Here is a 22,328-nt window from a genome sequence, read left to right as displayed (position 1 = left end):
GGCCGCCCGAGCCGAGGTTGCCGTAGACCAGGCCGTCCACGTCGGTGCCGGTGGCGGTGAACAGGAACGGCGATCGGGCATCGGTGGGCCAGCCGCAGCAGCTGTGCCCCCGGGAGGGGGCTGACAGCTTCCAGGTCGTCAGGAGGCGGCTCGGCGGCGCGCTGGCTCGTCTGAGCGACGAGCCGGCGCGGAGGCACTCACCGGGGCGGCTGGCAGCGCCCGGTGGCGGCCGGAGCCACCACCGGGGCGTGCAGCGTCCCGGATCAGGCCGGGGCGACGGCGCGCGTACGGCGCATGGTCAGCACGTACTCGACCAGCGAGATCAGCACGTGCTTCGTCGACTCCCGGTTACGGGCGTCGCAGGCCACCACCGGCACGTCGCTCGAGATCGCCAAGGCGTCCCGGACGTCCTGCGGGTCGTGGTACTGCATCCCGTCGAAGCAGTTGATCGCCACCAGGTACGGCAGGCGTCGGTGCTCGAAGAAGTCGATCGCCGCGAAGCAGTCGGCCAGCCGGCGGGTGTCCACCAGCACGACCGCACCGATCGCACCCCGCACCAGTTCGTCCCACATGAACCAGAAATGGGTCTGACCCGGCGTACCGAACAGGTACAGAATCAGGTCACGGTCGATCGAGATCCGGCCGAAGTCCATGGCCACCGTGGTCGTCGTCTTGCCCGGCACCTGCCGGGTGTCGTCGACGCCCACGCCAGCGGAGGTCATGATGGCCTCGGTGGTCAGCGGCGTGATCTCCGAGACCGAGCCGACCAGCGTCGTCTTACCGACGCCGAATCCACCGGCGATAACGATCTTCGCCGACGTCACGCGGCCGCTCGGGTTCGGCGGGCGGTGCGACATGTCAGAGCCTGCGAAGTCCACTCAGCACCCTCTCCAGCAGTTCAGTGCCCACCGCGTCGTCGGAGTCGTCCAAAATGGTCGGCTCGTGGACCGCGACCAGGCCGTCCGTCGCCATGTCGGCGATGAGCACCCGGGCCACACCGAGCGGGAGCTGCATCCGCGCCGCGATCTCCGCGAGCGACTGCACGCGTCCGTCACACAGCGCGGCGATGTACTGGTGTTCGCGGCCCTGGCCGCCATTGCCATTGGCAAGGGCGCGGCCGCGCACCGTCGTCTCGACGAGCGCCTCCAGCGCGATGTCGAGCCGGGGACGGGTGCGACCACGGGTCACGGCGTATGGACGGACCAACGCTCCGGTTGGTTCGTCACGATCGGCCATCTCGCCGCTCACCTCCTTCGCACCCGTTACCGGCTCCCACCGGTGAAACCCGTCGTTGTCGTTGTTGCAGTCGTGCCGACCTCACGATCGGCGAGACGTCAGCCCAGCATGCCCGCAGCCGCACGCGGCTGCGGGGTCAGTGCGTCGCCCACCCGGTCGACCAGCAGCGCCATCTCGTAGCCAACCTGGCCCACGTCGGAGCTGCGGGCTGCCAGCACGGCGAAGGAGGAGCCGTCCGAGATGGACATCAGGAACAGGAAGCCATTGTCCATCTCCACGACGGTCTGCAACACCGCGCCTCCCTCGAAGCAGCGTGCTGCCCCCTGGGTCAGGCTGACCAGACCCGATGAGATCGCGGCGAGCTGGTCTGCCCGGTCGCGCGGCAGATCCCGTGACGACGCGAGGAGTAGGCCGTCCGCCGATACGGCGACCGCATGCGCGACGCCGGGCACCCGGTCGGCGAAGTTGGCCAGCAGCCAACCAAGATCCTGCGTAGTTGTCATCCTTCTTGCTCCTTCTGCCCGCTCCCGGCCACCGGGCCTGAGCCAGACTGCGAGGATTGCCCTCCCGGAGTCGCCTCCGGGCTGGTCGGGTTGTCCGAGGTGCTACGCCCTCGCTGCACGCCCCGGTGGTAGGCGGAGAGCAGGCCACGGACCGCCTCCGGGGAGCGCCGCTGGACCGAGGTGGTGGGCTTCTCTACCGCACCGGGTACCAGCTGCGCCATCGGCTTGCGCTTCGGCAGACCGGTCGTGGTGGTCTCGCTCACCGGCACCGCGCCGGCCGCCGCGGAGGCAGCACGCCAGCCGTCGTCGGCGGCGGTCTGCCAGCCGTTGCTCTGCGGTTGGGGCCGGCGGTTCGGCAGGCTCTCGGCGAGGCTGGGGCGGGTGCCCTCGTTCGCTGTGGAGCCGTTGTCCCGCGGCGCTCCTCCGGCCGTCGGAGTGTCTGCCATCGGTGTGTTACCTGTCGTCCCGGGTGGTGTCTTGTGGACTGCCCGACCGGTGGCCTCGACCGTGGCGAACTGCTGGGTCGCGGAGTCGCCGTTCGTCGCTGGCTGTGCGCCGGCCGCGGTCTCCTCAGAGCCCGGACGACGGGTACGGAACCAGGCTGACTCGAGCTCCCGGAAGATCGGCAGCTCCATCGTCTCATCCGCGTACCGCTGACGGTTCTGCGCCTGCGGCTGCTGCGGCGCCGGCCGAGTCTGCGGCGCTGGCCGAGTCTGCGGAGCCGGAGCCGGAGCCGGCGCTGCGGCCGGGGTCGGCGCAGGAGCCGGAGGCTGGGCCGCTGCCGGCTGCTCGCCGGGTCGCGGCACCCGCGGCAGCTCCGTCGTCATATCCAGCGCGGCGGCGAGCCGCTCGGGCACCGGCGGGGTGGCAGTGTCCCGCTCGCTACCGGGCACCGGCGGCGCCGGGGCGTTGGAGGCCTGCGCGGGCGGGGCGGATCGGGGCGCGAAGCCGCTGAACGACTGGCTGGAGGCCGGCGGTGCCGAGTACGGCTGGTTCGAGTACGGCTGACCGGACGCCGGCGAGGCCGAGACCGGCGACGCGGACACCGGCGGACCGGCGTACGGCTGCCCGGAGGCCGGAGCGGCGGACACCGGCGCGCCGCCGTACGGCGCACCCGAGTAGGGCTGCCCGGAGTACGGCTGGCCGGAAGCCGGCGAGGCGGAGACCGGCGCACCGGAGTAGGGCTGCGCGGAAACCGGCGGCGCCGAGTACGGGTGCGCCTCGGGGCTGCTCGGCAGCTGACGCGGAATGGACGGCTGCTGGCCGGTGGTCGGGGATTCGTCCCCGGCCCGGCGCTGCGGCAGCGGGTCGGTGCCCTGGCCGTTGGCCGACCGGGGGGTGAACCCGTCGCCGCCGTTGACGCCGTTCGTCCCGGCCGCGCCGGTCAGGTCGGACCAGGCCGGCATCGACCGGTACGCGCCACCGTTGGCGGGGGTGCCGGCACCGTTGCGCGTCGCGGGGTCGAACGGGCGACCGCCCAGGGTGACCTGGTTGCCGGACTCGCTCGGGCGAGGGCCGTTGCCCAGCGCGGGCAGCGCGCCGAACACCGGCGCGGGCCCACCGGACTGCGGACCACCGAACTGCGGAGCACCGAACTGCGGAGCACCGGCCGCCGGCAGCGCCGGAGGCTGCTGCACCCGACCGGAGAGCGCCCGGGGCACCAGCACCGAGGTGGGCAGGGTCACGTCGGCGACCGTGCCGCGATCGTTGCCGGGGCGCAGCTCGACACGGACACCGTGCCGGGACGCCAGCCGGGCGACCACGACGAGGCCCATCATCCGGGACACGGCCACGTCGACCTGCGGCGGCGTCGCGAGCCGCTCGTTGAGGTCGTGCAACTGCTCGGCGCTGATGCCGATACCGCGGTCCTCGACGTACAGCGAGGAGCGGTCGCCGACACGACGGGCCTCGACCATGACCTGCGAGTCGGGCGGCGAGAACGCGGTGGCGTTGTCGAACAGCTCCGCGACGAGGTGCACCAGGTCGTTGACCGCGTGCGCGGCGACCTCGATGTCGCGGTCGATGACACCGAACTCGATCCGGGTGTAGTGCTCGACCTCGGACTGCGCGGCGCGCAGCACGTCGATGAGTGCGGCCGGCTCACGCTGCACGCGGGTGGAGTCGGCACCGGCGAGCACCAGCAGGTTCTCGTCGTTACGGCGCATCCGGGTGGCCAGGTGGTCGAGCTGGAACAGCTCGGCCAGCCGGTCCGGGTCCTCTTCGCCGCGCTCCAGCCGGTCGAGGTGCCCGATGAGGCGGTCGACCAGGATCTGGGAACGACGGGCCAGGTTGACGAACATGGTCGCGACGGAGGCACGCAGTGCCGCCTGCTCGGCGGCCGTACGGACGGCCTCCAGGTGGACGGCGTTGAACGCCTCGGTCACCTGGCCGAACTCGTCCTTGCTGCGCACCGGCAGCGGTTCGGCGATCTGGTTGGCCAGCTGCACCGGGGAGAGCTGCCCGACGACCTGCGGGTCGCGCAGACGGGCCACCGCCTGTGGCAGGCCGTACTGGGCCACGGAGAGCGCGCCCTGCCGCAGCTCACGGAGTGAGCGGGCCATCGAGCGGGCCACCAGGTAGGCGAAGAGGATCGCCAGCAGCAGCATGCTGAGCAGCAGGCCGGTCTCCAGGAAGACCTGGCGCTGCACGTCCGAGCGGAGGGTGTCGGCCTGGTTGACCACTTCACTGTCGAGCTTGCGCTCGACGGTGCGGATCAGCTTGGCGTTGGCCGTCATGGCCGCTTCCCACTGGTCCGGGCCGAACGGCGCACCGCGCATGTTGCCGGTGGTGTTGCCGTCGATCCAGCCGGTGTAGTTCTGTGCCTGCCGGCGGTCGCCGCCCGCGACGGTCTGGTCGTGGAACTTCGCGTCGTCCGGGGTGGCGACGGCCTTGAAGCTCTGCAGGGCCTGCTGCTGGCCGGTGTCACTGGCGACGTAGTCCCGGCGCAGTGCCGGGGTCAGGCGCTGTCCGCCCTTCACGCCCAGCGCGCGGTGCACCACGACCCGGCGTACGGCGAGGAACTCCTTCTCCCGGGCGACCGCCGCGGCGGCGCGCATCCGGTCGCTGAGTTGGTTGTCACCGGCGAGCTGCGTGGACGAGTCGCGGATGGCGAGCAGGTCACTGATCAGACCCTCGTACGCCTGCACGGTCTCGGTGAGCGCGAGCTTTCCGTTGAACACCTGGCTGCGGACGCCCGACAGGTCCTGCAGGTTCTGGTCGATGCTGTCGAGGAGGCTCTCCAGGCTGCCCGGCAGGTCCTCGATCTCGGTCCGCTGCTGCCGGTAGGGGATCGCATCCTGATCCACCCGGGAGTTCACCCGGTTGTAGGCCTCCTGGTACTGCGCCGTCGGCTGCGTCCCGTCCGCGCCCAGCAGCAGCACGGCGGCGGTCCGCTCGTCCTGCAGGCTGTCGACCAGGTCACCTGAATAGCTCGACAGATTCGCCAGGTCGCCAGCTCGGTTGGCATTGTTGAGCGTCTCCACGTGGTCGATAAGACCACTGGTGCCCACCACGACCGTGGCGATGGTCGGCACGATCATGATGAGACCGAGCTTGGACCAGATCGGCATGTCCCGGAGCCGGCTGGCCGGCCGGCGCAGCCGCGACAGGAAGGAGCCCGCCGTCTTTGGCCGTTTGCTCACGTCACCGCCCTCGCGATTACAGCTTGAACGCGTTGCCCCGGGCAACGCCCAGCGACCGACCCGGCGGGTCGGACCCCCGAGATTCCATCACGCCGGTCGACAAGAAGAAAGCCCAGGTTGTCCCCGACCGAAGGTGTGATGAGATGTTGATGCGATTTGATAGCAGTCTGTCTGGCCGGAGTAACTGAAGGTAATGGAACATCCGCACCGTGTTGTCCTACTGGCCGGCCCATCGGGGTCCGGAAAGTCGTACATAGCGCAGCAAACCGGCTTGCCGGTGCTGTGCTTGGACGACTTCTACAAAGACGGCGATGACCCTACGTTGCCGAGACGAAACGGCCAGGTGGATTGGGAATCGCCGCACTCCTGGGACGCCCCCAGTGCGGTGGAAATCATTGCCCAACTTGCCCGCGAGGGCCGAGCCGATGTGCCGGTTTATGCGATCGGCGCCGATCGACGGGTGGCCACCCGGCCATTTGATGTCGCCGGATCGCCACTTTTCGTGGCCGAAGGGATCTTCGCCGCCGAGATCGTCGAGGAGTGCCGCCGCCGCGGCCTGCTCGCCGGGGCGTACGCGCTGCGCCGCCCGCGCGGGGCCACCTTCCTTCGCCGACTCGCCCGCGACCTGTCCGAGCAGCGCAAGGCGCCTCGGGTGCTGATTCGGCGCGGGGTGGCGCTGCTGCGGGCCGAGCCCGCGGTGCTGCGCCGGCAGATGGGCCTCGGCGCGGAGGCGGCCCGGGCCCGGGAGGTGCTGCACCGGGTGGCCGGGCTGCTCGCCGGCCACCCACATGGCTGAGCTCAGGCCAGCAACTTCGCGTACGCCGGCTTGATCACGTCATCGATGATCCGCAGCCGCTCGTCGAACGGGATGAAGGCGCTCTTCATCGCGTTGATGGTGAACCACTGCAACTCTTTCCAGCCGTAGCCGAACGTCTCCACCAGCAGCGACATCTCCCGCGACATGGAGGTGCCGCTCATCAGCCGGTTGTCGGTGTTGACCGTCGCCCGGAAACGCAGGTCCCGCAGCAGGCCGATCGGGTGGTCCGCGATCGAGCCCACCGCACCGGTCTGCACGTTCGACGAGGGGCACAGCTCCAGGGGGATCCGCTTGTCCCGGACGTACGCGGCCAGCCGGCCGAGCGAGCCGTCGGGGGCGATGTCGTCGACGATCCGCACCCCGTGGCCGAGCCGGTCCGCCCCGCACCACTGGATCGCCTGCCAGATCGACGGCAGACCGAACGCCTCGCCGGCGTGGATGGTGAAGTGGAAGTTCTCCCGCTGGAGGTACTCGAAGGCGTCGAGGTGCCGGGTGGGCGGAAAGCCCGCCTCGGCGCCGGCGATGTCGAAGCCGACCACCCCGGCATCCCGGTGCCGCACGGCCAGCTCGGCGATCTCCTGCGAACGGGCGGCGTGCCGCATCGCGGTGAGCAGGGTGCCCACCCGGATGGTCAGACCCGCCTCGACCGCCTGGGCGGTGCCCTCGGCGAACCCGGCCAGCACCGCCTCGACCACCTCGTCCAGGCTGAGGTCCCGTTCCAGGTGCTGCTCCGGGGCGAAACGCACCTCGGCGTAGACCACGCCGTCGGCGGCCAGGTCCAGGGCGCACTCGCGGGCCACCCGACGCAGCGCGGGCGCGGTCTGCATGACCGCCACGGTGTGCGCGAACGTCTCGAGGTAGCGCTCCAGGGAACCGGAGTCCGCCGCTTCCGCGAACCAGCGCCCGAGCGCCTCCGGGTCGGTGGTGGGCAGTTCGTGGCCCACCTCGGCGGCCAGGTCGACGATCGTCGCCGGCCTCAGCCCGCCGTCGAGGTGGTCGTGCAGCAGCGCCTTCGGGACCTTGACGATGTCCTCGTACCGGATAGTTGCGACCATGCTCAGACCCTAGTCAGCGGCCTGGGCGGATCGGTACGGGACCGGCCGGGCGTCACGGCCGCCAGCCGTACACCCGGTGCACCTCGAGGCGGATCACGAGTCGTCCGTCGGCGACCATGGCGGCGCGGTAGTCCGCCCAGTCCGGGTGGTCGCCGCGAATCCGGCGGTAGACCTCGACCAACTCGTCGACCGTCTCGTCGGTGGTGGCGGCTGCCGGCTCGCTGAGCGTCACGGTCCCCTCCGCGACCGCGTACGCGCCGCCGTCCGGCGTGGTCACGTGGAAGCTGGCCCGGGGATCGCGGCGCAGGTTGCGCACCTTCGCCCGCCCCCCGGTGGTGGAGCAGCGGATCAGCCCCGGTTCGGCCAGGTAGTCGAGGTTGGACAGCTGGGGCCGCCCGTCCCGGCGCAGGGTGACCAGCACTCCCCGCCCCCGCCGACCGAACAGCTCCCACAGTCGGTCGCTCACGCCGACACCGGCGTCGGCGGTCGGCGCGCCCTGCGGGCGGGATTTGGTTGACATGTCATCGAATCTAGAGGCAGATCGATGACATGTCAACGAAAGCGTTAGACTCCACGGATGGACGGACCCCGGTGGCTGGACGAACGGGAGGACCGCGCCTGGCGCGGCTACCGCCGGATGCGTCGACTGCTCGACCTGGAGCTGGCCCGGGAGCTGACCCAGGACGCCGGCCTCTCCGAGCCGGACTACGACGTGCTGTCCGACCTCTCCGAGACACCCCGGGGGCGCCTGCGCCTCAGCGAGCTGGCGCACCGGATGCTGTGGTCACGTAGCCGGCTCTCCCACCATCTGAGCCGGATGCAGCAGCGTGGCCTGGTGACCCGCGAGGAGTGCGCCGACGATGCCCGCGGCTCGATCGTCGTGCTCACCCCGGCGGGCCGGCAGGCCATCGAGTCCGCCGCCCCCGGTCACGTGGCCGCCGTCCGCCGGCACCTGATCGACCTGCTCACCCCCGCGGAGGTCGACGCCCTCGGCGCGCTCACCCACCGGGTGGTCGACCACCTCGCCGACCCGGGCCTGCGGGCCACCCGGCCGCAGCCCGCAGCGGAGGCCTGACGTGGACCCCCGCATCCTCGACCGGCTGCGCTGCCCGGTCTGCGGCGAGCCGCTGGTCGAGGCGACCGCCGGCACCACCGGTGTGCTGCGCTGCCCGCGCCGGCACAGCTTCGACATCGCTCGGCAGGGGTACGTCAACCTCCTCGCCGGGCGCGCCCCGCACGTCGGCGACAGCGCCGAGATGGTCGCCGCCCGCGCGGACTTCCTCGCCGCCGGGCACTACGACCTCATCTCGGCCGCTCTCTCCGCCGCCGCGACGGAAGCCGCCGGTCGGCTCCGCGCGTCGCCGACACCCGACTTCGGTGCGTACCCCCTGGTGGTGGATGCCGGCGCCGGCACCGGCCGGTACCTCGGCGCGGTGCTCGCGGCGCTGCCGGACGCCGTGGGCCTGGCCCTGGACGTGTCCAAGCCGGCGCTGCGCCGCGCGGCCCGCGCGCATCCCCGGGCCGCCGCCGCGCTCGCCGACACCTGGCAGCGACTGCCGCTCGCCGACGCCTCGACCGCCGTGCTGCTGAACGTGTTCGCCCCGCGCAACGGCCCGGAGTTCCACCGGGTGCTCGACCCGGCCGGCACGTTGCTGGTGGTCACGCCCGACACCGATCACCTCGCCGAGCTGGTGGACGCCCTCGATCTGCTGCGGGTGGACCCGGACAAGGCCGACCGGGTGGCTGCCAGCCTGGGCGGGCACTTCACGTCGGTCAGCTCGGCCGTGCACCGGGCCGAGCTGACGTTGACCCGGCCGGAGGTCGCCACCCTGATCGGGATGGGCCCCAGCGCCTGGCACACCGACCCGGCGGCGCTCGCCACCCGGCTGGCCGCGTTGCCCGAACCGGTCCGGGTCACCGTGGCGGTCCGGCTCGACGTCCTGCGACCTCGCTGACCTCAGGTGGAGAGGTCGACCTCTTCCCAGCCGGGCGGCTCGTCGTGGTACGGCCCGCGCAGGATCACCGCCCACTCCAGCGCCCACCGCCGCTGCCCGATCGCGTTCGCGTCGACCAGGCCCGGTGCCCGCCGCCCGCCGCGCTCGGTCTCCAGGTACGCCCAGTCCAGGCAGTAGTGCAGGTCGAGCAGCGCGGCCGCGTCGGCCGGGTGCTGCGGCGCCGTGAGGATCCGGGAGCGCCAGTGCGGGAAAGTCTCCCCCTCGGCGATGTGCGGCAGCCGCTCGACCAGCCGCTCGTCGACGGCCAGCGTCGGGTCGAGCTGCTTGCTCAGCCCCAGCACCCAGGCCAGCGCGAAGAGCGCGTCGTGGTGCAGCACGAACGACCGGTGGTCACCCTTGCCGCCCATCACGAACTGCCACTCCGGTGGGGTGACCATGTCGACCAGGTGCGAGCCGAGCAGCCAGCTCATCGCCGCCTGTGGGGGCATCCCGAAACAGCGGGCCAGGATCAGGTGCAGCACCGCGATCCGCGCCTCGATCTCCACGGTCGGGCGCAGGTCGATCTGGTCACCCGGCTCCCAGACGAGGGGAAACTGGGCCGGCGGCAACGGCAGGCCGAGCCGGGACAGCTCGTCCAGGCTCGCCTCGCGCACCTCACGTGGATCGGGGGCAGCAACGGTCACGGCGGATCTTCCTGTCTGCTCGCGCCGGCGCAAGGCCGGTTGTCCCCCCTTGGCCTGCGACAATAGCGCTCCCAGGTGACCGGCACCACGCCAGGGCGACGCCGAATCGATCAGCCGACGCGTTCGATGACCAACGACGTCGCCGCCGGGGCCGTCGGCGCGATCCGCACCGCGTTGGCGGCCTCGGTCAGCGCTGCCGGAATCCGCGTCGCGTCGTCGGCACGCAGCTCGTAGAGCGGGTCACCGGCCCGCACCTCATCACCCGGCCGCTTGTGCAACACCACACCGGCCGGCACGCTGACCGGGTCCTCCTTGCGCGCCCGACCCGCGCCGAGCCGCCACGCCGCAACCCCCATGGCGTACGCGTCGACGGCCGCGACGTACCCGTCCCGCTCGGCGCGGACCACCTCCACCTCGGCAGCCGAAAGCATCGGCGCGTCCGGGTCGCCGCCCTGCGCCCGGATCATCGCCCGCCAGGAGTCCATGGCCCGGCCGTCGCGCAGCGCCGCAGCCGGATCGGCGTCCGGCAGACCGGCGGCGTCGAGCATCTCCCGGGCCAGTGCGAGGGTCAGCTCCACCACGTCGGCCGGTCCACCACCGGCCAGCACCTCGACCGACTCGGTCACCTCGACCGCGTTGCCGATCGCCAGGCCGAGCGGTGTGGACATGTCGGTGAGCAGGGCAACCGTCCGCACCCCGTGCGCACCGCCCAGCTCGACCATGGTGCGCGCCAACTCGCGGGCCTGGTCGACGGACTTCATGAAGGCGCCCGAGCCGACCTTGACGTCGAGGACCAGCGCCCCGGTCCCCTCGGCGATCTTTTTGCTCATGATTGAGCTGGCGATCAGCGGGATCGCCTCCACGGTGCCGGTCACGTCGCGCAACGCGTACAGCTTGCGGTCGGCGGGGGCGAGCCCGGCACCGGCCGCGCAGATCACCGCACCGACCTCGTCGAGCTGGGCGATGAACTCGTCGTTGCTCACCGCGGCCCGCCAGCCCGGGATGGACTCCAACTTGTCCAGCGTGCCGCCGGTGTGCCCGAGACCCCGGCCGCTCAGCTGCGGCACGGCCGCGCCACACGCCGCCACCAGCGGGGTGAGCGGCAGAGTGATCTTGTCGCCGACGCCGCCGGTGGAGTGCTTGTCGACCGTCGGCCGGCGCACCGCCGACAGGTCCAACCGCTCACCACTGGCGATCATCGCGGCGGTCCACCGGGCGATCTCCGGCCCGGTCATGCCGTTGAGCAGGATCGCCATGGCCAGCGCGGACATCTGCTCGTCGGCGACGACCCCCCGGGTGTACGCGTCGACCACCCAGTCGATCTGGGCGTCCGACAGCACACCCCCGTCCCGCTTCACGCGAATAACGTCAACAGCAGCAAACCCACTCATCAAATGATCTTCCTAGTCGAATTGCAGATCCCGATCCACGGCCGCTGACCACGGCGGGGCCGGGGCCGACCGTGCCCGGCGGAGGGATCAAGCCTGACCGCCCGGAGCCGGGCACGGTCGGCCCCGGCCCCGAACCGCAACCACAATCAAGACCAGCGCACCGGAATCTCCGCCGGCGGCTCACCCTCACCGGCCCAGAAGATCGTGCCGGTGGCGTCCACCACGACCACCCGGGGCGTTCGGGCCAGGCCCCAGGTGATCGCCTCGGCCGGGTCGTCCCAGCTCGGCGCCTCTTCCAGCACCCCGGTCTCGGCGCCGGCGTCGTCTCCGGCCGACCGCTCCCAGTACGCCGTCCAGACCTGCTGACCAGCGGACATGTCCGGGTGCACGAAGACGGTGCCGCGCCCGCGCCAGGCGGCGAGCCGTTCCGGGACCACCGGCACCGGTGTCTCCCCGGTGACGGCTTCCAGGTCCTCCACGCCGAAGGCGTGCGGCAGCAGCTCGGCCATCCGCAGTGGCCGGGTCTTGCTCTCGATCAGGCACTCCGGCCCGCCGTGCTCCCAGAGCAGCTGCCGGCAGCGCCCACACGGCATCAACGGCTCGCCGGTCGCGTCGACGCAGGAGAGCGCGACGAGCCGGCCGCCACCGGTGGCGTGCAGGCTGGACACGACTCCGCACTCGGCGCAGAGCGTCACCCCGTACGCGGCGTTCTCCACGTTGCAGCCGACCACCACACGGCCGTCGTCGACCAGCGCGGCCGCGCCGACCGGGAACGTCGAGTACGGCGCGTACGCGTGCCGCATCGCGTCGGTGGCGGCGGCGCGCAACTGCGCCCAGTCAATGTCCGTCATGCCATCATTCTTCCGAAGTAGCCCAGGTCAGAAGCCGTCAGGGTCCCACGACCAGCCAGCGCAGCCCCGCCGACCCGCGCGGCCCCGCCGGCCCACGCATGTTGGTCAGCCCTTGATGTACGGCTTGCCGTCGGCGGCCGGTGCCCGGACCCGGCCGACCAGCCCGGCGACCGCCAGGATGGTCGCCAGGTACGGCAGCATGGCCAGGAACTGGCTGGGGATGACGCTGTTGATCGCCCCCAGGTAGGTGGCGAGCTGGTCGGCGAAGCCGAAGAAGAGCGCGGCGAGCAGCGCGCCGGTCGGGTTCCACCGGCCGAAGATCAGCGCGGCCAGGGCGATGAAGCCCTTACCGCCGATCATGTTCTTGGTGAACGAGTAGAGCGCCAGCGTGTAGGACGCCCCGCCGATGCCGGCGACGACGCCGGCCAGCAGCACGTTGCGGTAGCGGACCCGCAGCACCTTGACGCCGAGCGTGTCCGCGGCGATCGGGTGCTCGCCGACCGAGCGGGTCCGCAGCCCCCACCGGGTGCGGAACAGCCCGATGTGGATCACCAGGACCAGGAGCAGCCCGAGGTAGAGGAAGATGTTGCCGCGGAACAACGCCGGCCCGAGTACCGGGATGTCCTTCAGCAGCGGGATCTCCCAGTTGCTGAAGCGGGGCGCGCTGTTGTACTTTGCGGCGTCGGTCTGCATCAGCCGCTCGTAGAGGAAGCCGGTGACGCCGACGGCCAGCAGATTCAGCACGATGCCCATGACGACCTGGTCGACCAGGTAGCGGATGGCGAAGACCGCCAGCAGCAGCGAGATGAACGCGCCGCCGATGGCGGCGGCGACCAGGCCCACCCACACGCTGCCGGAGATGCTGCCGAACAGGGCCCCGCTGAACGCACCCATCAGCAACTGGCCCTCGATGGCGACGTTGACCACGCCGGACCGCTCACAGAGCACCCCGGCGAGCGCGCCGAAGATCAGCGGCAGGGCCAGGATGAACGTGCCCCGGATGACGTTGACCAGCGGCATGAAGTTCTGCCCGGTCGGCGCGGCGGAGACCTGCCAGCAGAGGAACGACAGCACGAAGGCGACCAGCCCGACGCCGAGCACGGGAAGGAACCACCGCTTCGGCACCCCGGCGAGCAGCGCCGCGCCGGCGGCGATCGTGATGATCCCGAACAGGATCGCCCCGATCGTGCCGTTGATCTCCAACGCGGCGCCGGCCGCGTCGTCGCTGAGCGTGAACCGGGCCTGCTGGTCGGTGGCGAGCGCGCCGAAGAGCACCGCGGACAGCAGGCCGAGCGCCAGCAGCGTGAGACCGACCTTCCGGCTGCGGGTCCAGAAGCCCTCGTCGACCGGGGCGACCGCGATGTCGGGGACAGCCATGGTGGACATGAGTTACCAGCCCTTCGCCAGGCTCGTCTGCAACCGGGCGGCGCGCGCGGCCCGGAGCTGGAAGATCGCCTTCACCAGGGCCGGTGCGGCGATGAAGATGACGATCAGCGCCTGGAGCACGGTCACCAGCTCCAGCGAGATCCCGGAGTACGACTGCATCCGGTTACCACCGGCCTGCAACGCCCCGAACAGCAGCGCGGCCAGCAGCACACCCCAGGGCTTCACCCGCCCGAGCAGCGCCACCAGGATGCCGTCGAAGCCGATCTGCGCGACCACCAGCGGGGTCAACGCGCTGGCGGTGGAGCCGAGCACCATGTTCGAGCCGCCGAGGCCCGCCAGGATTCCGGCGAAGACCATGATCAGGATGTACGTCCGGGTGACGCTGATGCCCGCGGTCCGGGCGGCGTCCGGGTTGGCGCCGACCGCGCGCAGCTCGAAGCCGAGCGTCGAGCGGTTGAGCAGCCAGGCGACCGCCCAGGTGGCCAGCACGGCGAGCAGGATGCCGGCGTGCACCCGCAGGTTGTCGCCGAGCAGTCGGGGCAGCTGGGCGGAGCTGTCCACCGCCTTGCTGATCGCGTCGGTACGGTTCGGGTCCTGCACCCCGTTCTGCACGATCAACCAGGTGAGGAAGTACGTGGCGACGTAGTTGAGCATGATCGTGTTGATCACCTCGTGTGCGCCGGCACGGGCCTTGAGGATGCCGGGGATGAAACCCCAGATCGCTCCGCCCAGCGCGCCGGCCAGCACCGCCACCAGCAGGTGCAGGCCGGGCGGCAGCGGCAGCAGGAAGCCGGCCAGCGCCGCCATGATCACGCCGATGGTGGCCTGACCCTGGGCGCCGATGTTGAACAGGCCGCCCCGGAACGCCAGCGCCACGGACAGGCCGGTGAAGACCAGCGGTGCCGCGTAGGTCAGCGTCTCCGAGATCGGTGCGAGCACGGCCTGCCAGCCGTTGGCGCCGTTCAACCAGCCGGAGAACGCCTCGGGGTCGAAGATCGAGCCCTTGAACAGGTTCGCGTACGCCTCGCTGACGAGCGTCCAGCTGGAGTTGATCGCGTCGGACGGGCGGGAGGTGATGTACGAGTAGGTGGAGAGCACGTCGGGATCAGAGATGATCATCAGCACCGCGCCGACCACGATCGCCAGCACCAACGACAGCAGGGTCACCGTGAAGGTGTTGGCCGCCCAGAGGTTGTCCAGGAACAACCGGCCCAGGCTCGGCTTCGGCTCCGGCTCCGGGCCCGGTTTCGCCACCGAGCGGTCCGGCTCGGTCGCCACCTCGGCGCGTTCGGTGTTGCCGAGCGCGTTCTGCGCGGCCTGCGCCTCGCTCGCCGGCTCCTTGTCCGGGGAGCCGGACTGCGGGTTGGGGTTGGTCATGCCTCGTCCTCGCTCGCGGAGCCTGCGTCGCTCGCCGGGCTCCCATCTGCCACGCCGGGACTGTCGGCGGCGGTCGTCGCTCCGGGCTTGTCGGCGGCGGGTGCTGCGATCGCGTCGTGGGCCGCGTCCGGGCTGATGCCGGCCATCAGCAGACCGATCTCCTCACGCGGGGTGTCCGGGCCGACGATGCCGATGATCCGGCCGCGGTACATCACCGCGATCCGGTCGGCCAACCCGATCACCTCGTCGAGTTCGCTGGAGACCACCAGAACGGCGGTGCCGATGTCTCGTTCGCGGATGACCTGGCTGTGGATGAACTCGATCGACCCGACGTCGACGCCACGGGTCGGCTGGGCGGCGATGAAGAGCTTCAGCGGCCGGGACAGCTCCCGGGCCACGATCACCTTCTGCTGATTGCCGCCGGAGAGGGTGCCCACCGCCGCGTCGGCCGATGAGGTGCGAACGTCGAACTGCTCGATCCGCTCCTTCGCGGAGGCGGCGATCGCGTCCGGCTTCAGCGCGAGCCCGGCACCGAACGGCGGCCGGTCGTAGATGTCCAGCACCAGGTTCTCCGCGACGCTGAACTCCTTGATCAGGCCGTCCACGCTGCGGTCCTCGGGCACGTAACCGACGCCCGCCCGGAGCACCTTCTTGGGCTTCCAGCCGTTGATCCGGTCGCCGGCCAGGCTGATCGTGCCGGCGAGCGCCGGGCGCAGGCCCATGATCGCCTCGATCAGCTCGGTCTGACCGTTGCCCTGTACGCCCGCCACGCCGAGCACCTCGCCCGCGCGCACGGTCAGGTCGACGCCGTCGACCGCGCGGATCTGCCGGTCGTCGTCGACGACCAGCCCGGCCACCTCCAGCACCGGCTCCCCCGGCGTGGCCGGGGTCTTGTCCACGGTGAGCCGGACGTTGCGCCCGACCATCAACGCGGCCAGCTCGTCCCTGCTGGCCTCCGGCGAGGCGGTGCCGACGGTCTTTCCGCGTCGGATCACGGTGATCCGGTCGGCGATGGCCTTGACCTCGCCGAGCTTGTGGGTGATGAAGACGATCGACTTGCCGGCCGCCTTGAGCGACCGCATGACCGTCAGCAACTCCTCGGTCTCCTGGGGGGTGAGCACCGCGGTCGGCTCGTCCAGGATGAGCAGGTCGACGTCACGGGTGAGCGCCTTGACGATCTCGACGCGTTGCTGGATGCCGACCGGCAGGTCCTCGATCACCGCGTCCGGGTCGACCCGCAGGTTGTAGCGCTCGGACACCTCGGTGACCTCGCGCCGGGCCCGCCGCCGATCCAGGAAGCCGGCGATGCCGCCCCTGATCTGCTCGGCGCCGAGCATGATGTTTTCGGTGACGGTGAAGACCGGCACCAGCATGAAGTGCTGGTGCACCATGCCGATCCCGGCCCCGATCGCGTCGGACGGGCCCTTCAGCTTCAGCGGCTTGCCGTCGACCAGGATCTCGCCCTCGTCGGGCTGGTAGAGCCCGTAGAGCACGTTCATCAGGGTCGACTTGCCCGCGCCGTTCTCGCCGAGAAGGGCGTGAATCTCTCCAGGCTCCACCGTCAGGTCGATGTGATCGTTGGCGACCAGATCACCGAACCGCTTGGTGATGCCGCGCAGTTCGAGTCTCAGCGCAACCTCCTGGAGTGCGAGCGATGGTGCAGCCTAGCTGCCGTCGTACCGGCCGGACCGGACCGGCCGCCGTGGTGCGCGATCGGCCGCTCCGACCCCGCGGGGTATCCGCAGGGCCGGAGCGGCCGATCGGGTCGTACCTGTCCCCCGCCGGCCTCCCGATGATCTCACCGGAGCGGCCGGCCGGGTGTCACTTGGTCGGCTGGGCCTTCGAGGTGACGGTGATGGTGCCGGCGGCGATGTCCGCCTTGATCTTGTCGACCTCGGCCTTCAGCTCGGCCGGAACCTTGCTGTCGAAGTCGTGGTACGGGGCGATCGAGACACCGGTGTTGGCCAGGGTGCCGACGAAGCCCGGCTTGGCCTCCAGCTTCTCGCCACCGGCGGCCTTGACCACGGCCTCCTTGACGGCCTCCGGGATGTTCTTGACCACGGTGGTCACGATCGCGGAGCAGTCCGGGGTGCTCTCGCAGCCGTCGACGTCCACCCAGATGGTGCTGTACTTGCCACCCGACGCCTTGGCCGCGGCGGTGGTGCCGAGGCCGGAGCCGCCGGCGACCGGCATGATGATGTCCGCGCCCTGGGCGACCAGCGCGTCGGAGACCTTCTTGCCCTCGTCCTGCTTGTCGAAGGCGTTGGAGAAGGAGCCCTTCTGGGTCTCCTTGTTCCAGCCCAGGGCCTGGACGTTCTTGCCCTTGGTGGTGTTGAAGTACTTCACACCGTCGACGAAACCGTCCATGAAGATGGTCACCGGCGGGATCGGCACGGCACCGTAGGTGCCGACCTTGCCGCTCTTGCTCATCCCGGCGGCCAGGTAGCCCGCCTGGAACGCGGCCTGGGCGGTGTCGAACTGCATCGGGTAGACGTTGGCGTCACCCGGGTTCGCGTCGACGATGCCGAACTGCTGGTTCGGGTTCGCCTTCGCGATCTTCGAGGTGGCGTCGCCCATCAGGCCACCGACCGCCAGGATGAAGTCGCACTTCTGGTTGACGAACTGCGTCAGGTTCGGCTCGTAGTCGGCCTCGGCCTTCGACGCGACGTACTTGATGTCGATGTTGTCGTTGGCGGCCTTGGCCTCCTGCAGGCCCTTCCAGGCCGAAGCGTTGAACGACTTGTCGTCGATGCCGCCGACGTCGGTCACCATGCAGGCGCTGAACTTCTTGGCGCCACTGCCGGCGTTGTTGTCATCCTTGGGCGCCTCGCCACAAGCGGCGGCGGTGAGCGCGAGCCCACCAACCGCGAAGATCGAGGCGATCCGCATCCCACGCACCGAGCGCAAGACGTCTCCTTCCCATTGCACACCGCGCCTTGTGCGGTGGCAGCCCATCAGCCGACCTGCGGGTGTGCCGCCGGCTGTCCCACGTTACGGACGGGAGCGTACGCCCGCGTCCACCCACCGGCCGACAATCGTGCACGACTGTTGAGCGCCTGTTACCCGGGTGTAACCCTTGCGTGGGGCAAGTCACTCTTCGTGCTGGTAACCGAGCGCCATGGCGTCCGCAACGTCCGTTTTCTGGAGGCGTTTTCCTCCTCGGACGTTACCGCCAGAAGACCGCGACCGCCGCGTTGACCAGGGTCAAACCGACGATCGCGAGGAAATGACCGCGGTTGACCACGTCCCGCTTCCGGGAGAAGAAGACCATGACGAAGATCAGCAGCGCGATCACCAACTTCGTCACAAGTTTTGCCGGTGCCGGCTCGTCGCCGTCGCGCAGCGGCGCGGAGAGGCCGAGCCCGGTCAGCAACTGGATCACCGCGCCCCACAGCATGGCCGGATTGATCCGCAGCCGACCGCTGGCGTACTGGGCGATCGATCCGCCGAGCAGCAGGGCGAACCCGATCAGATGGACGTAGAGAAGGATGAGTCGGAGTGCTTCCACGCCGCCCATCCTCCCCCATCAACGACACTTTGTAGTAGTGGGGTGGGCCGGTCGGCGCGTCCAGCCGCCCGGCCACCGTCGACGACCTATCCCTTCACGGCGCCGGAGGTGAGTCCGGAGACGATGTACCGCTGGAGGAACTGGAAGACCAGCACCGTCGGGATCGCGGTCAGCAGGGTGCCGGCCGCGAAGATCCCGAAGTTGGTGTTCCGCTCGCCGCCCTGCAACATGCCCCGCATGCCGACGGCGAGGGTCTTGGCGTCCGTGTCGGTGAGGAAGACGCTCGCCATCAGGAACTCGTTGATGGTGTTGATGAAGGCGAGCAGCCCGGTCACCGCGAGGATCGGGGCCACCAACGGCAGCATGATCCGGAAGAAGACCTGGGCGTGTGAGGCGCCGTCCACGGTGGCCGACTCGTCCAGCTCCCGGGGCAGGGTGTCGAAGAAGCCCTTCATCAGCCAGGTGTTCACGCCCAGCGCGCCACCCAGGTAGAGCAGCAACAGACCCCACGGGGTGTTGAAGCCGATCTCCGGCCACAGGTCGGTGATCGTGCCGAAGATCAGGAAGATCGCAACGATCGCCAGGAACTGCGGGAACATCTGGATCAACAGCAGTGACAGCAACCCCACCCGTCGCCCCTGGAACCGCATCCGGGAGAAGGCGTACGCCGCGAGCGCGGAGAGGAAGACCGAGGCGAACGCGGCCCCACCGGCGATGAGCAGCGAGTTCAGGAACCAGTTGGCGAATTCGGTGCGCGCGAACAGATTCCCGAAGTTCTCCAACGACACCCCGCTGGTCGGCACCAACTCGGTGGACGACAGGGTGCCGAGCGGATTGAGCGCCGCCGAGACGACGAAGACGAGCGGAAAGAGACTGAACAGCACGCCGAGCAGGCCGACCAGGTGCCGCCAGCCGACCTCGGCGAACCATCGCTTCTTACGCCTGCCCGCGTTGCGGTTGACCGCCGCCGGGCCGTTCGCGCCGCCCGTGACGGCGGCGCCGGTGAGCATGGTCATGCATACACCTCCTCCTGTTGGCGGGTCCGCCGGAAGCTGACCGCCGACACCACCGCGACGATGGCGAAGATGAACAGCGAGATCGCCGCGGCGAAGCCGAACTGTGCGGCCTGCCCACCGAACGCCAGCCGGTAGGTGTAGGTGATCAGCAGGTCGGTGGCGCCGTTGCTGGGGTTGTCCGCCGGGAACGGCGCGCCCTCGGTGGTCAGGTAGATCGCGTTGAAGTTGTTGAAGTTGAACGCGAACGACGAGATCAGCAGCGGCGAGAGCGCGACCAGCAGCAGCGGCAGGGTGACCGCCCGGAACGACTGCCAGCGTGACGCCCCGTCGACCGAGGTGGCCTCTGTCAGCTCCCGTGGGATGGCCTGTAGCGCGCCGGTGGCCACCAGGAACATGTACGGGTAGCCGAGCCAGAGCTGCACCAGGATCACCGCAGCGCGGGCCGACCAGTCCTGCCCGAACCAGTCGACGCTGAGCCCGAACAGGTTGTTGATCAGCCCGAAGTCGGTGTTGAACATGTCCCGCCAGACCAGCAGCATCGCGAAGGACGGCATGGCGTACGGCAGGATCAGCAGCATCCGGTAGAGGTTGGTGCCCCGCATTCGGGGCGAGTGCAGCGCCAGGGCGATCAACATGCCGAGGATGAACGTGCCACCGGTGGAGCCGATGGCGAAGGCGAAGTTCCAGATCAGCGTGCCGAGGAACGGCCCGGAGATCCGCTCGTCGGTGAGCACCCGGGTGAAGTTCGACAGCCCGACGTTCACCCTCCAACCCTGGGCCAGCCGCTCGCCGTCGGCGGCGACGAACGCGCCGACCTCGCCGTCCGCGGTCCAGGTCTTGCCGCTGTCGCTGTCCTTGACGCAGTCGCAGCCGGCGTCGTACGCCCGGACGGCCTTGCCCTCGTACGCCCGGGACAGGCCGGACGAGCGCAGCGCGCCTCCGGCAGTCGGCACCACCAGGTCCGTGATGTCCTTGCTGCGGGCGCTGGCCTGGCCGAAGTTCAGCACGGTGTAGCCGTCGGCCGCGGTGACCTTCCCACCGGGGCCGACGGTGGCCGCGCCGGGATCGAGCGGGCGAAGGCCACCAGCGTCGCCGACGGAGACCGTGTCGGTTCCCGGCTTGGTGATCAGGAAGACCAGGGCGCCGGTGGCCGGGTCGCCCTTGGTGGCGACCGACAACGGGTACTGGGTGGACCCCGGGACCTGCTTGACCGAGGAGCTCTGGATCGCGACGATCGCGTCGTCCTTGCTGCCGCGGTGGCCGTCGCCGAAGTTGGTGAAGGCAGTGCTCGCGGTGTAGAGCACCGGCACGACCTGGAAGGCGATCAGGAAGAGCGTGCCGGGGATGAGGTACTTCGCCGGGACGTGCCGGCGGCCCAGGTACAGATAGAACAGTGCGGCGGTGGTCAGCACCAGCACCGCCAGCCCGACCCACTTTTCGGCCGCCACGAGCGGGAAGGCCGCCCAGATCGCGATCCCGGCCACCAGGCCGAGCAGGATCACCTTCGCGGCGAGGCCGGCCGCGGTGATCGGCGCGTGGTTCCGCGCGGTACGGGAGGTGCGCGGGGACCCGGTGCGGACGGGCCCCCGGCCCGGGGCCTGCTGGGCAGACCCCGGGCCGGACAGCGGCGTGCTCATTACTTGATCGAACCGGCGATCGTCTTGCCGGCCGCGGTAACCGTGCTGGTCGGGTCGGCGCCGCCGATGACGGCGGCCTCGGCCTTGCCGAACGGGTCCCAGATCGCGGCCATGGCCGGGATGGCCGGGAGCACCTGACCGTTCTTGCCGGCCTCGATGAACTTGGCCAGGTCCGGGTCGCTGCTCTTGACCTGGTCCAGTGCGGCGGTCAGCGCCGGCGGGCGCGGGTCGGCCTGGTAGAGCGCCACGGCCAGCTCCGGTGTGGTGACGTAGTTGGCGACGAACTCCTGGGCGAGAGCCTTGTTCTTGCCCTTGGCCGCCACGTAGAAGGACTGGACGCCCACGAACGGCGCGGCCGCCTTCCCGCCGGCGAAGCCGGGAACGGCGGAGACGTCGTACGTGATGCCGGCCTTCTTCACGTCGGCGGTGGCCCACGGCCCGGAGACCAGGAAGGCGCACTTCTTGCCGGTGAAGGTGGCTGTCGAGTTGGTGTCGGCGATCGAGCGCTTCAGCACGCCCTCGCCCTTCTCCCCGAGCGCGGCGATCTTCTTGAACGCGGCGATCGACTCCGGCTTGCCCACGCCCAGGTCCTTCGGGTCGTAGTCGCCGTTCGCGGTGGTGCCGAAGAGGTAACCGCCGGCCGAGGTGTACAGCGGGTAGATGTGGTACGCGTCGCCCTTCTGGCCGACCTGGAGGCAGAGCGTCTCGGTGACCTTCTTCTGCGCCTTGAGCTGCTTGCCGGTGGCGACCAGGTCCTCGATCGTCTTCGGTGCCTCGGGGGCCAGTTCGGTGTTGCGGATCAGCGCCAGGTTCTCCTGGGCATAGGGCACGCCGTAGAGCTGGCCGTTGAACGTGACGGCCTTGACGGCGGTCTCGTTGAAGGCGGCCTTCTGCGCGTCGGACAGCTGCACCGGGTCGATGGCACCGTTCTGGACCAGGTTGCCGATCCAGTCGTGCGCGCCGACCACCACGTCCGGGCCGCCGCCCTGGCTCGACACGGTCACGAAGTTGTTCTGAAGGTCCTCGTTCGGGACGGCCTGGACCTCGACGGTGACGCCGTTCTCCTGGCCGAACTTCTCGACGAACGGCTTGAGGGCGGCGGTCCGCTTGTCGTCCGCCCAGATCACCAGTTTGCCGCCGGCGGCCTTGGGGGTGTCCTTCGCGGCCGGCTCGTCGCTGTCGCCACCGCAGCCTGAGGCGGCGAGCGCCAGGGCGAAGAGGGCGACCACACCCGCGGTACGGATGCGCATCGGTGCTCCTGTCGTCATGGCG

General features: G+C 70.4%; 20 protein-coding genes. 3 read left to right on the top strand and 17 right to left on the bottom strand.

Features of this window, described 5'->3' with window-relative positions:
* Window positions 1-263 precede the first annotated feature (263 nt).
* From ABTW72_RS23455 to ABTW72_RS23440, 4 genes are all read right to left on the bottom strand, one after another.
* Window positions 264-857: a GTP-binding protein gene (locus tag ABTW72_RS23455; protein ID WP_350861825.1), complete on the bottom strand. Its 594-nt coding sequence runs from the start codon at window positions 855-857 to the stop codon at window positions 264-266.
* A gap of 1 nt (window position 858) precedes the next feature.
* The gene (locus ABTW72_RS23450) at window positions 859-1,236 is read right to left on the bottom strand and encodes a DUF742 domain-containing protein (RefSeq protein WP_091397239.1); all 378 of its coding nucleotides are present in this window, start codon (window positions 1,234-1,236) and stop codon (window positions 859-861) included.
* A gap of 98 nt (window positions 1,237-1,334) precedes the next feature.
* A complete protein-coding gene (locus ABTW72_RS23445) occupies window positions 1,335-1,739 on the bottom strand; it encodes a roadblock/LC7 domain-containing protein (RefSeq protein WP_030329023.1) in 405 nt (134 codons plus the stop codon).
* The gene (locus ABTW72_RS23440) at window positions 1,736-5,380 is read right to left on the bottom strand and encodes a nitrate- and nitrite sensing domain-containing protein (RefSeq protein ID WP_350861823.1); all 3,645 of its coding nucleotides are present in this window, start codon (window positions 5,378-5,380) and stop codon (window positions 1,736-1,738) included. The genes ABTW72_RS23445 and ABTW72_RS23440 overlap by 4 nt, the downstream gene beginning before the upstream one ends.
* Window positions 5,381-5,882: 502 nt before the next feature.
* Here ABTW72_RS23440 and ABTW72_RS23435 point away from each other — a divergent pair.
* On the top strand, window positions 5,883-6,176 hold the full coding sequence (locus tag ABTW72_RS23435) for a hypothetical protein (protein WP_238661964.1): 294 nt from the start codon (window positions 5,883-5,885) through the stop codon (window positions 6,174-6,176).
* A gap of 2 nt (window positions 6,177-6,178) precedes the next feature.
* On the opposite strand, the gene ABTW72_RS23430 is transcribed toward ABTW72_RS23435, so the two are convergent.
* Together ABTW72_RS23430 and ABTW72_RS23425 are read right to left on the bottom strand one after the other, a co-directional pair.
* Window positions 6,179-7,252 carry an adenosine deaminase gene (locus ABTW72_RS23430; RefSeq protein WP_350861820.1) on the bottom strand — a complete coding sequence of 358 codons (1,074 nt, stop codon included), beginning with the start codon at window positions 7,250-7,252 and terminating at the stop codon, window positions 6,179-6,181.
* A 52-nt stretch (window positions 7,253-7,304) separates the two neighbouring features.
* Window positions 7,305-7,772: a PPOX class F420-dependent oxidoreductase gene (locus tag ABTW72_RS23425; RefSeq protein ID WP_350861818.1), complete on the bottom strand. Its 468-nt coding sequence runs from the start codon at window positions 7,770-7,772 to the stop codon at window positions 7,305-7,307.
* Between the two features lie 57 nt (window positions 7,773-7,829).
* Here ABTW72_RS23425 and ABTW72_RS23420 point away from each other — a divergent pair, with 57 nt between their 5' ends.
* Together ABTW72_RS23420 and ABTW72_RS23415 are read left to right on the top strand one after the other, a co-directional pair.
* Entirely contained in the window at window positions 7,830-8,327 is a 498-nt protein-coding gene (locus ABTW72_RS23420) for a MarR family winged helix-turn-helix transcriptional regulator (protein ID WP_350861816.1), read from the top strand.
* Window position 8,328: 1 nt separating this feature from the next.
* Window positions 8,329-9,207, top strand: coding sequence for a putative RNA methyltransferase (locus tag ABTW72_RS23415; protein ID WP_350861814.1), 879 nt, complete (start codon window positions 8,329-8,331; stop codon window positions 9,205-9,207).
* Window positions 9,208-9,209: 2 nt separating this feature from the next.
* On the opposite strand, the gene ABTW72_RS23410 is transcribed toward ABTW72_RS23415, so the two are convergent.
* From ABTW72_RS23410 to ABTW72_RS23360, 11 genes are all read right to left on the bottom strand, one after another.
* A complete protein-coding gene (locus tag ABTW72_RS23410; protein ID WP_112677367.1) occupies window positions 9,210-9,890 on the bottom strand; it encodes a DUF4272 domain-containing protein in 681 nt (226 codons plus the stop codon).
* Between the two features lie 110 nt (window positions 9,891-10,000).
* Window positions 10,001-11,281: a thymidine phosphorylase gene (locus ABTW72_RS23405; protein ID WP_350861812.1), complete on the bottom strand. Its 1,281-nt coding sequence runs from the start codon at window positions 11,279-11,281 to the stop codon at window positions 10,001-10,003.
* Between the two features lie 146 nt (window positions 11,282-11,427).
* A complete protein-coding gene (locus ABTW72_RS23400; protein WP_350861810.1) occupies window positions 11,428-12,132 on the bottom strand; it encodes a cytidine deaminase in 705 nt (234 codons plus the stop codon).
* A 105-nt stretch (window positions 12,133-12,237) separates the two neighbouring features.
* Window positions 12,238-13,518, bottom strand: coding sequence for an ABC transporter permease (locus ABTW72_RS23395; protein ID WP_091394568.1), 1,281 nt, complete (start codon window positions 13,516-13,518; stop codon window positions 12,238-12,240).
* Between the two features lie 3 nt (window positions 13,519-13,521).
* The gene (locus ABTW72_RS23390; RefSeq protein ID WP_124856388.1) at window positions 13,522-14,895 is read right to left on the bottom strand and encodes an ABC transporter permease; all 1,374 of its coding nucleotides are present in this window, start codon (window positions 14,893-14,895) and stop codon (window positions 13,522-13,524) included.
* Entirely contained in the window at window positions 14,892-16,466 is a 1,575-nt protein-coding gene (locus ABTW72_RS23385; protein WP_350861844.1) for an ABC transporter ATP-binding protein, read from the bottom strand. The genes ABTW72_RS23390 and ABTW72_RS23385 overlap by 4 nt, the downstream gene beginning before the upstream one ends.
* Window positions 16,467-16,716: 250 nt before the next feature.
* Window positions 16,717-17,784, bottom strand: coding sequence for a BMP family lipoprotein (locus ABTW72_RS23380; protein ID WP_091394574.1), 1,068 nt, complete (start codon window positions 17,782-17,784; stop codon window positions 16,717-16,719).
* A 277-nt stretch (window positions 17,785-18,061) separates the two neighbouring features.
* Entirely contained in the window at window positions 18,062-18,403 is a 342-nt protein-coding gene (locus ABTW72_RS23375) for a hypothetical protein (protein ID WP_091397247.1), read from the bottom strand.
* Window positions 18,404-18,489: 86 nt separating this feature from the next.
* A complete protein-coding gene (locus ABTW72_RS23370; protein WP_350861807.1) occupies window positions 18,490-19,419 on the bottom strand; it encodes a sugar ABC transporter permease in 930 nt (309 codons plus the stop codon).
* Window positions 19,416-21,056, bottom strand: coding sequence for an ABC transporter permease subunit (locus ABTW72_RS23365; RefSeq protein ID WP_350861805.1), 1,641 nt, complete (start codon window positions 21,054-21,056; stop codon window positions 19,416-19,418). The genes ABTW72_RS23370 and ABTW72_RS23365 overlap by 4 nt, the downstream gene beginning before the upstream one ends.
* Window positions 21,056-22,306, bottom strand: coding sequence for a sugar ABC transporter substrate-binding protein (locus tag ABTW72_RS23360; RefSeq protein WP_350861803.1), 1,251 nt, complete (start codon window positions 22,304-22,306; stop codon window positions 21,056-21,058). The genes ABTW72_RS23365 and ABTW72_RS23360 overlap by 1 nt, the downstream gene beginning before the upstream one ends.
* Window positions 22,307-22,328: the final 22 nt, after the last annotated feature.

The sequence above is a fragment of the Micromonospora sp. NPDC127501 genome (assembly GCF_040302185.1).
Taxonomy (GTDB): Bacteria; Actinomycetota; Actinomycetes; order Mycobacteriales; family Micromonosporaceae; genus Micromonospora.
Note: the sequence above shows the minus strand (reverse complement) of the source record. Positions and strands in the feature narration are given on the sequence as shown.

Coding starts and splice junctions, on each gene's coding strand:
- ABTW72_RS23430 (WP_350861820.1), bottom strand. CDS start 7,252: ATGGTCGCAACTATCCGGTACGAGGACATCGTCAAGGTCCCGAAGGCG.
- ABTW72_RS23390 (WP_124856388.1), bottom strand. CDS start 14,895: ATGACCAACCCCAACCCGCAGTCCGGCTCCCCGGACAAGGAGCCGGCG.
- ABTW72_RS23400 (WP_350861810.1), bottom strand. CDS start 12,132: ATGACGGACATTGACTGGGCGCAGTTGCGCGCCGCCGCCACCGACGCG.
- ABTW72_RS23395 (WP_091394568.1), bottom strand. CDS start 13,518: ATGTCCACCATGGCTGTCCCCGACATCGCGGTCGCCCCGGTCGACGAG.
- ABTW72_RS23450 (WP_091397239.1), bottom strand. CDS start 1,236: ATGGCCGATCGTGACGAACCAACCGGAGCGTTGGTCCGTCCATACGCC.
- ABTW72_RS23380 (WP_091394574.1), bottom strand. CDS start 17,784: ATGCGGATCGCCTCGATCTTCGCGGTTGGTGGGCTCGCGCTCACCGCC.
- ABTW72_RS23360 (WP_350861803.1), bottom strand. CDS start 22,306: ATGCGCATCCGTACCGCGGGTGTGGTCGCCCTCTTCGCCCTGGCGCTC.
- ABTW72_RS23445 (WP_030329023.1), bottom strand. CDS start 1,739: ATGACAACTACGCAGGATCTTGGTTGGCTGCTGGCCAACTTCGCCGAC.
- ABTW72_RS23370 (WP_350861807.1), bottom strand. CDS start 19,419: ATGACCATGCTCACCGGCGCCGCCGTCACGGGCGGCGCGAACGGCCCG.
- ABTW72_RS23405 (WP_350861812.1), bottom strand. CDS start 11,281: ATGAGTGGGTTTGCTGCTGTTGACGTTATTCGCGTGAAGCGGGACGGG.
- ABTW72_RS23365 (WP_350861805.1), bottom strand. CDS start 21,056: ATGAGCACGCCGCTGTCCGGCCCGGGGTCTGCCCAGCAGGCCCCGGGC.
- ABTW72_RS23455 (WP_350861825.1), bottom strand. CDS start 857: ATGTCGCACCGCCCGCCGAACCCGAGCGGCCGCGTGACGTCGGCGAAG.
- ABTW72_RS23420 (WP_350861816.1), top strand. CDS start 7,830: ATGGACGGACCCCGGTGGCTGGACGAACGGGAGGACCGCGCCTGGCGC.
- ABTW72_RS23425 (WP_350861818.1), bottom strand. CDS start 7,772: ATGTCAACCAAATCCCGCCCGCAGGGCGCGCCGACCGCCGACGCCGGT.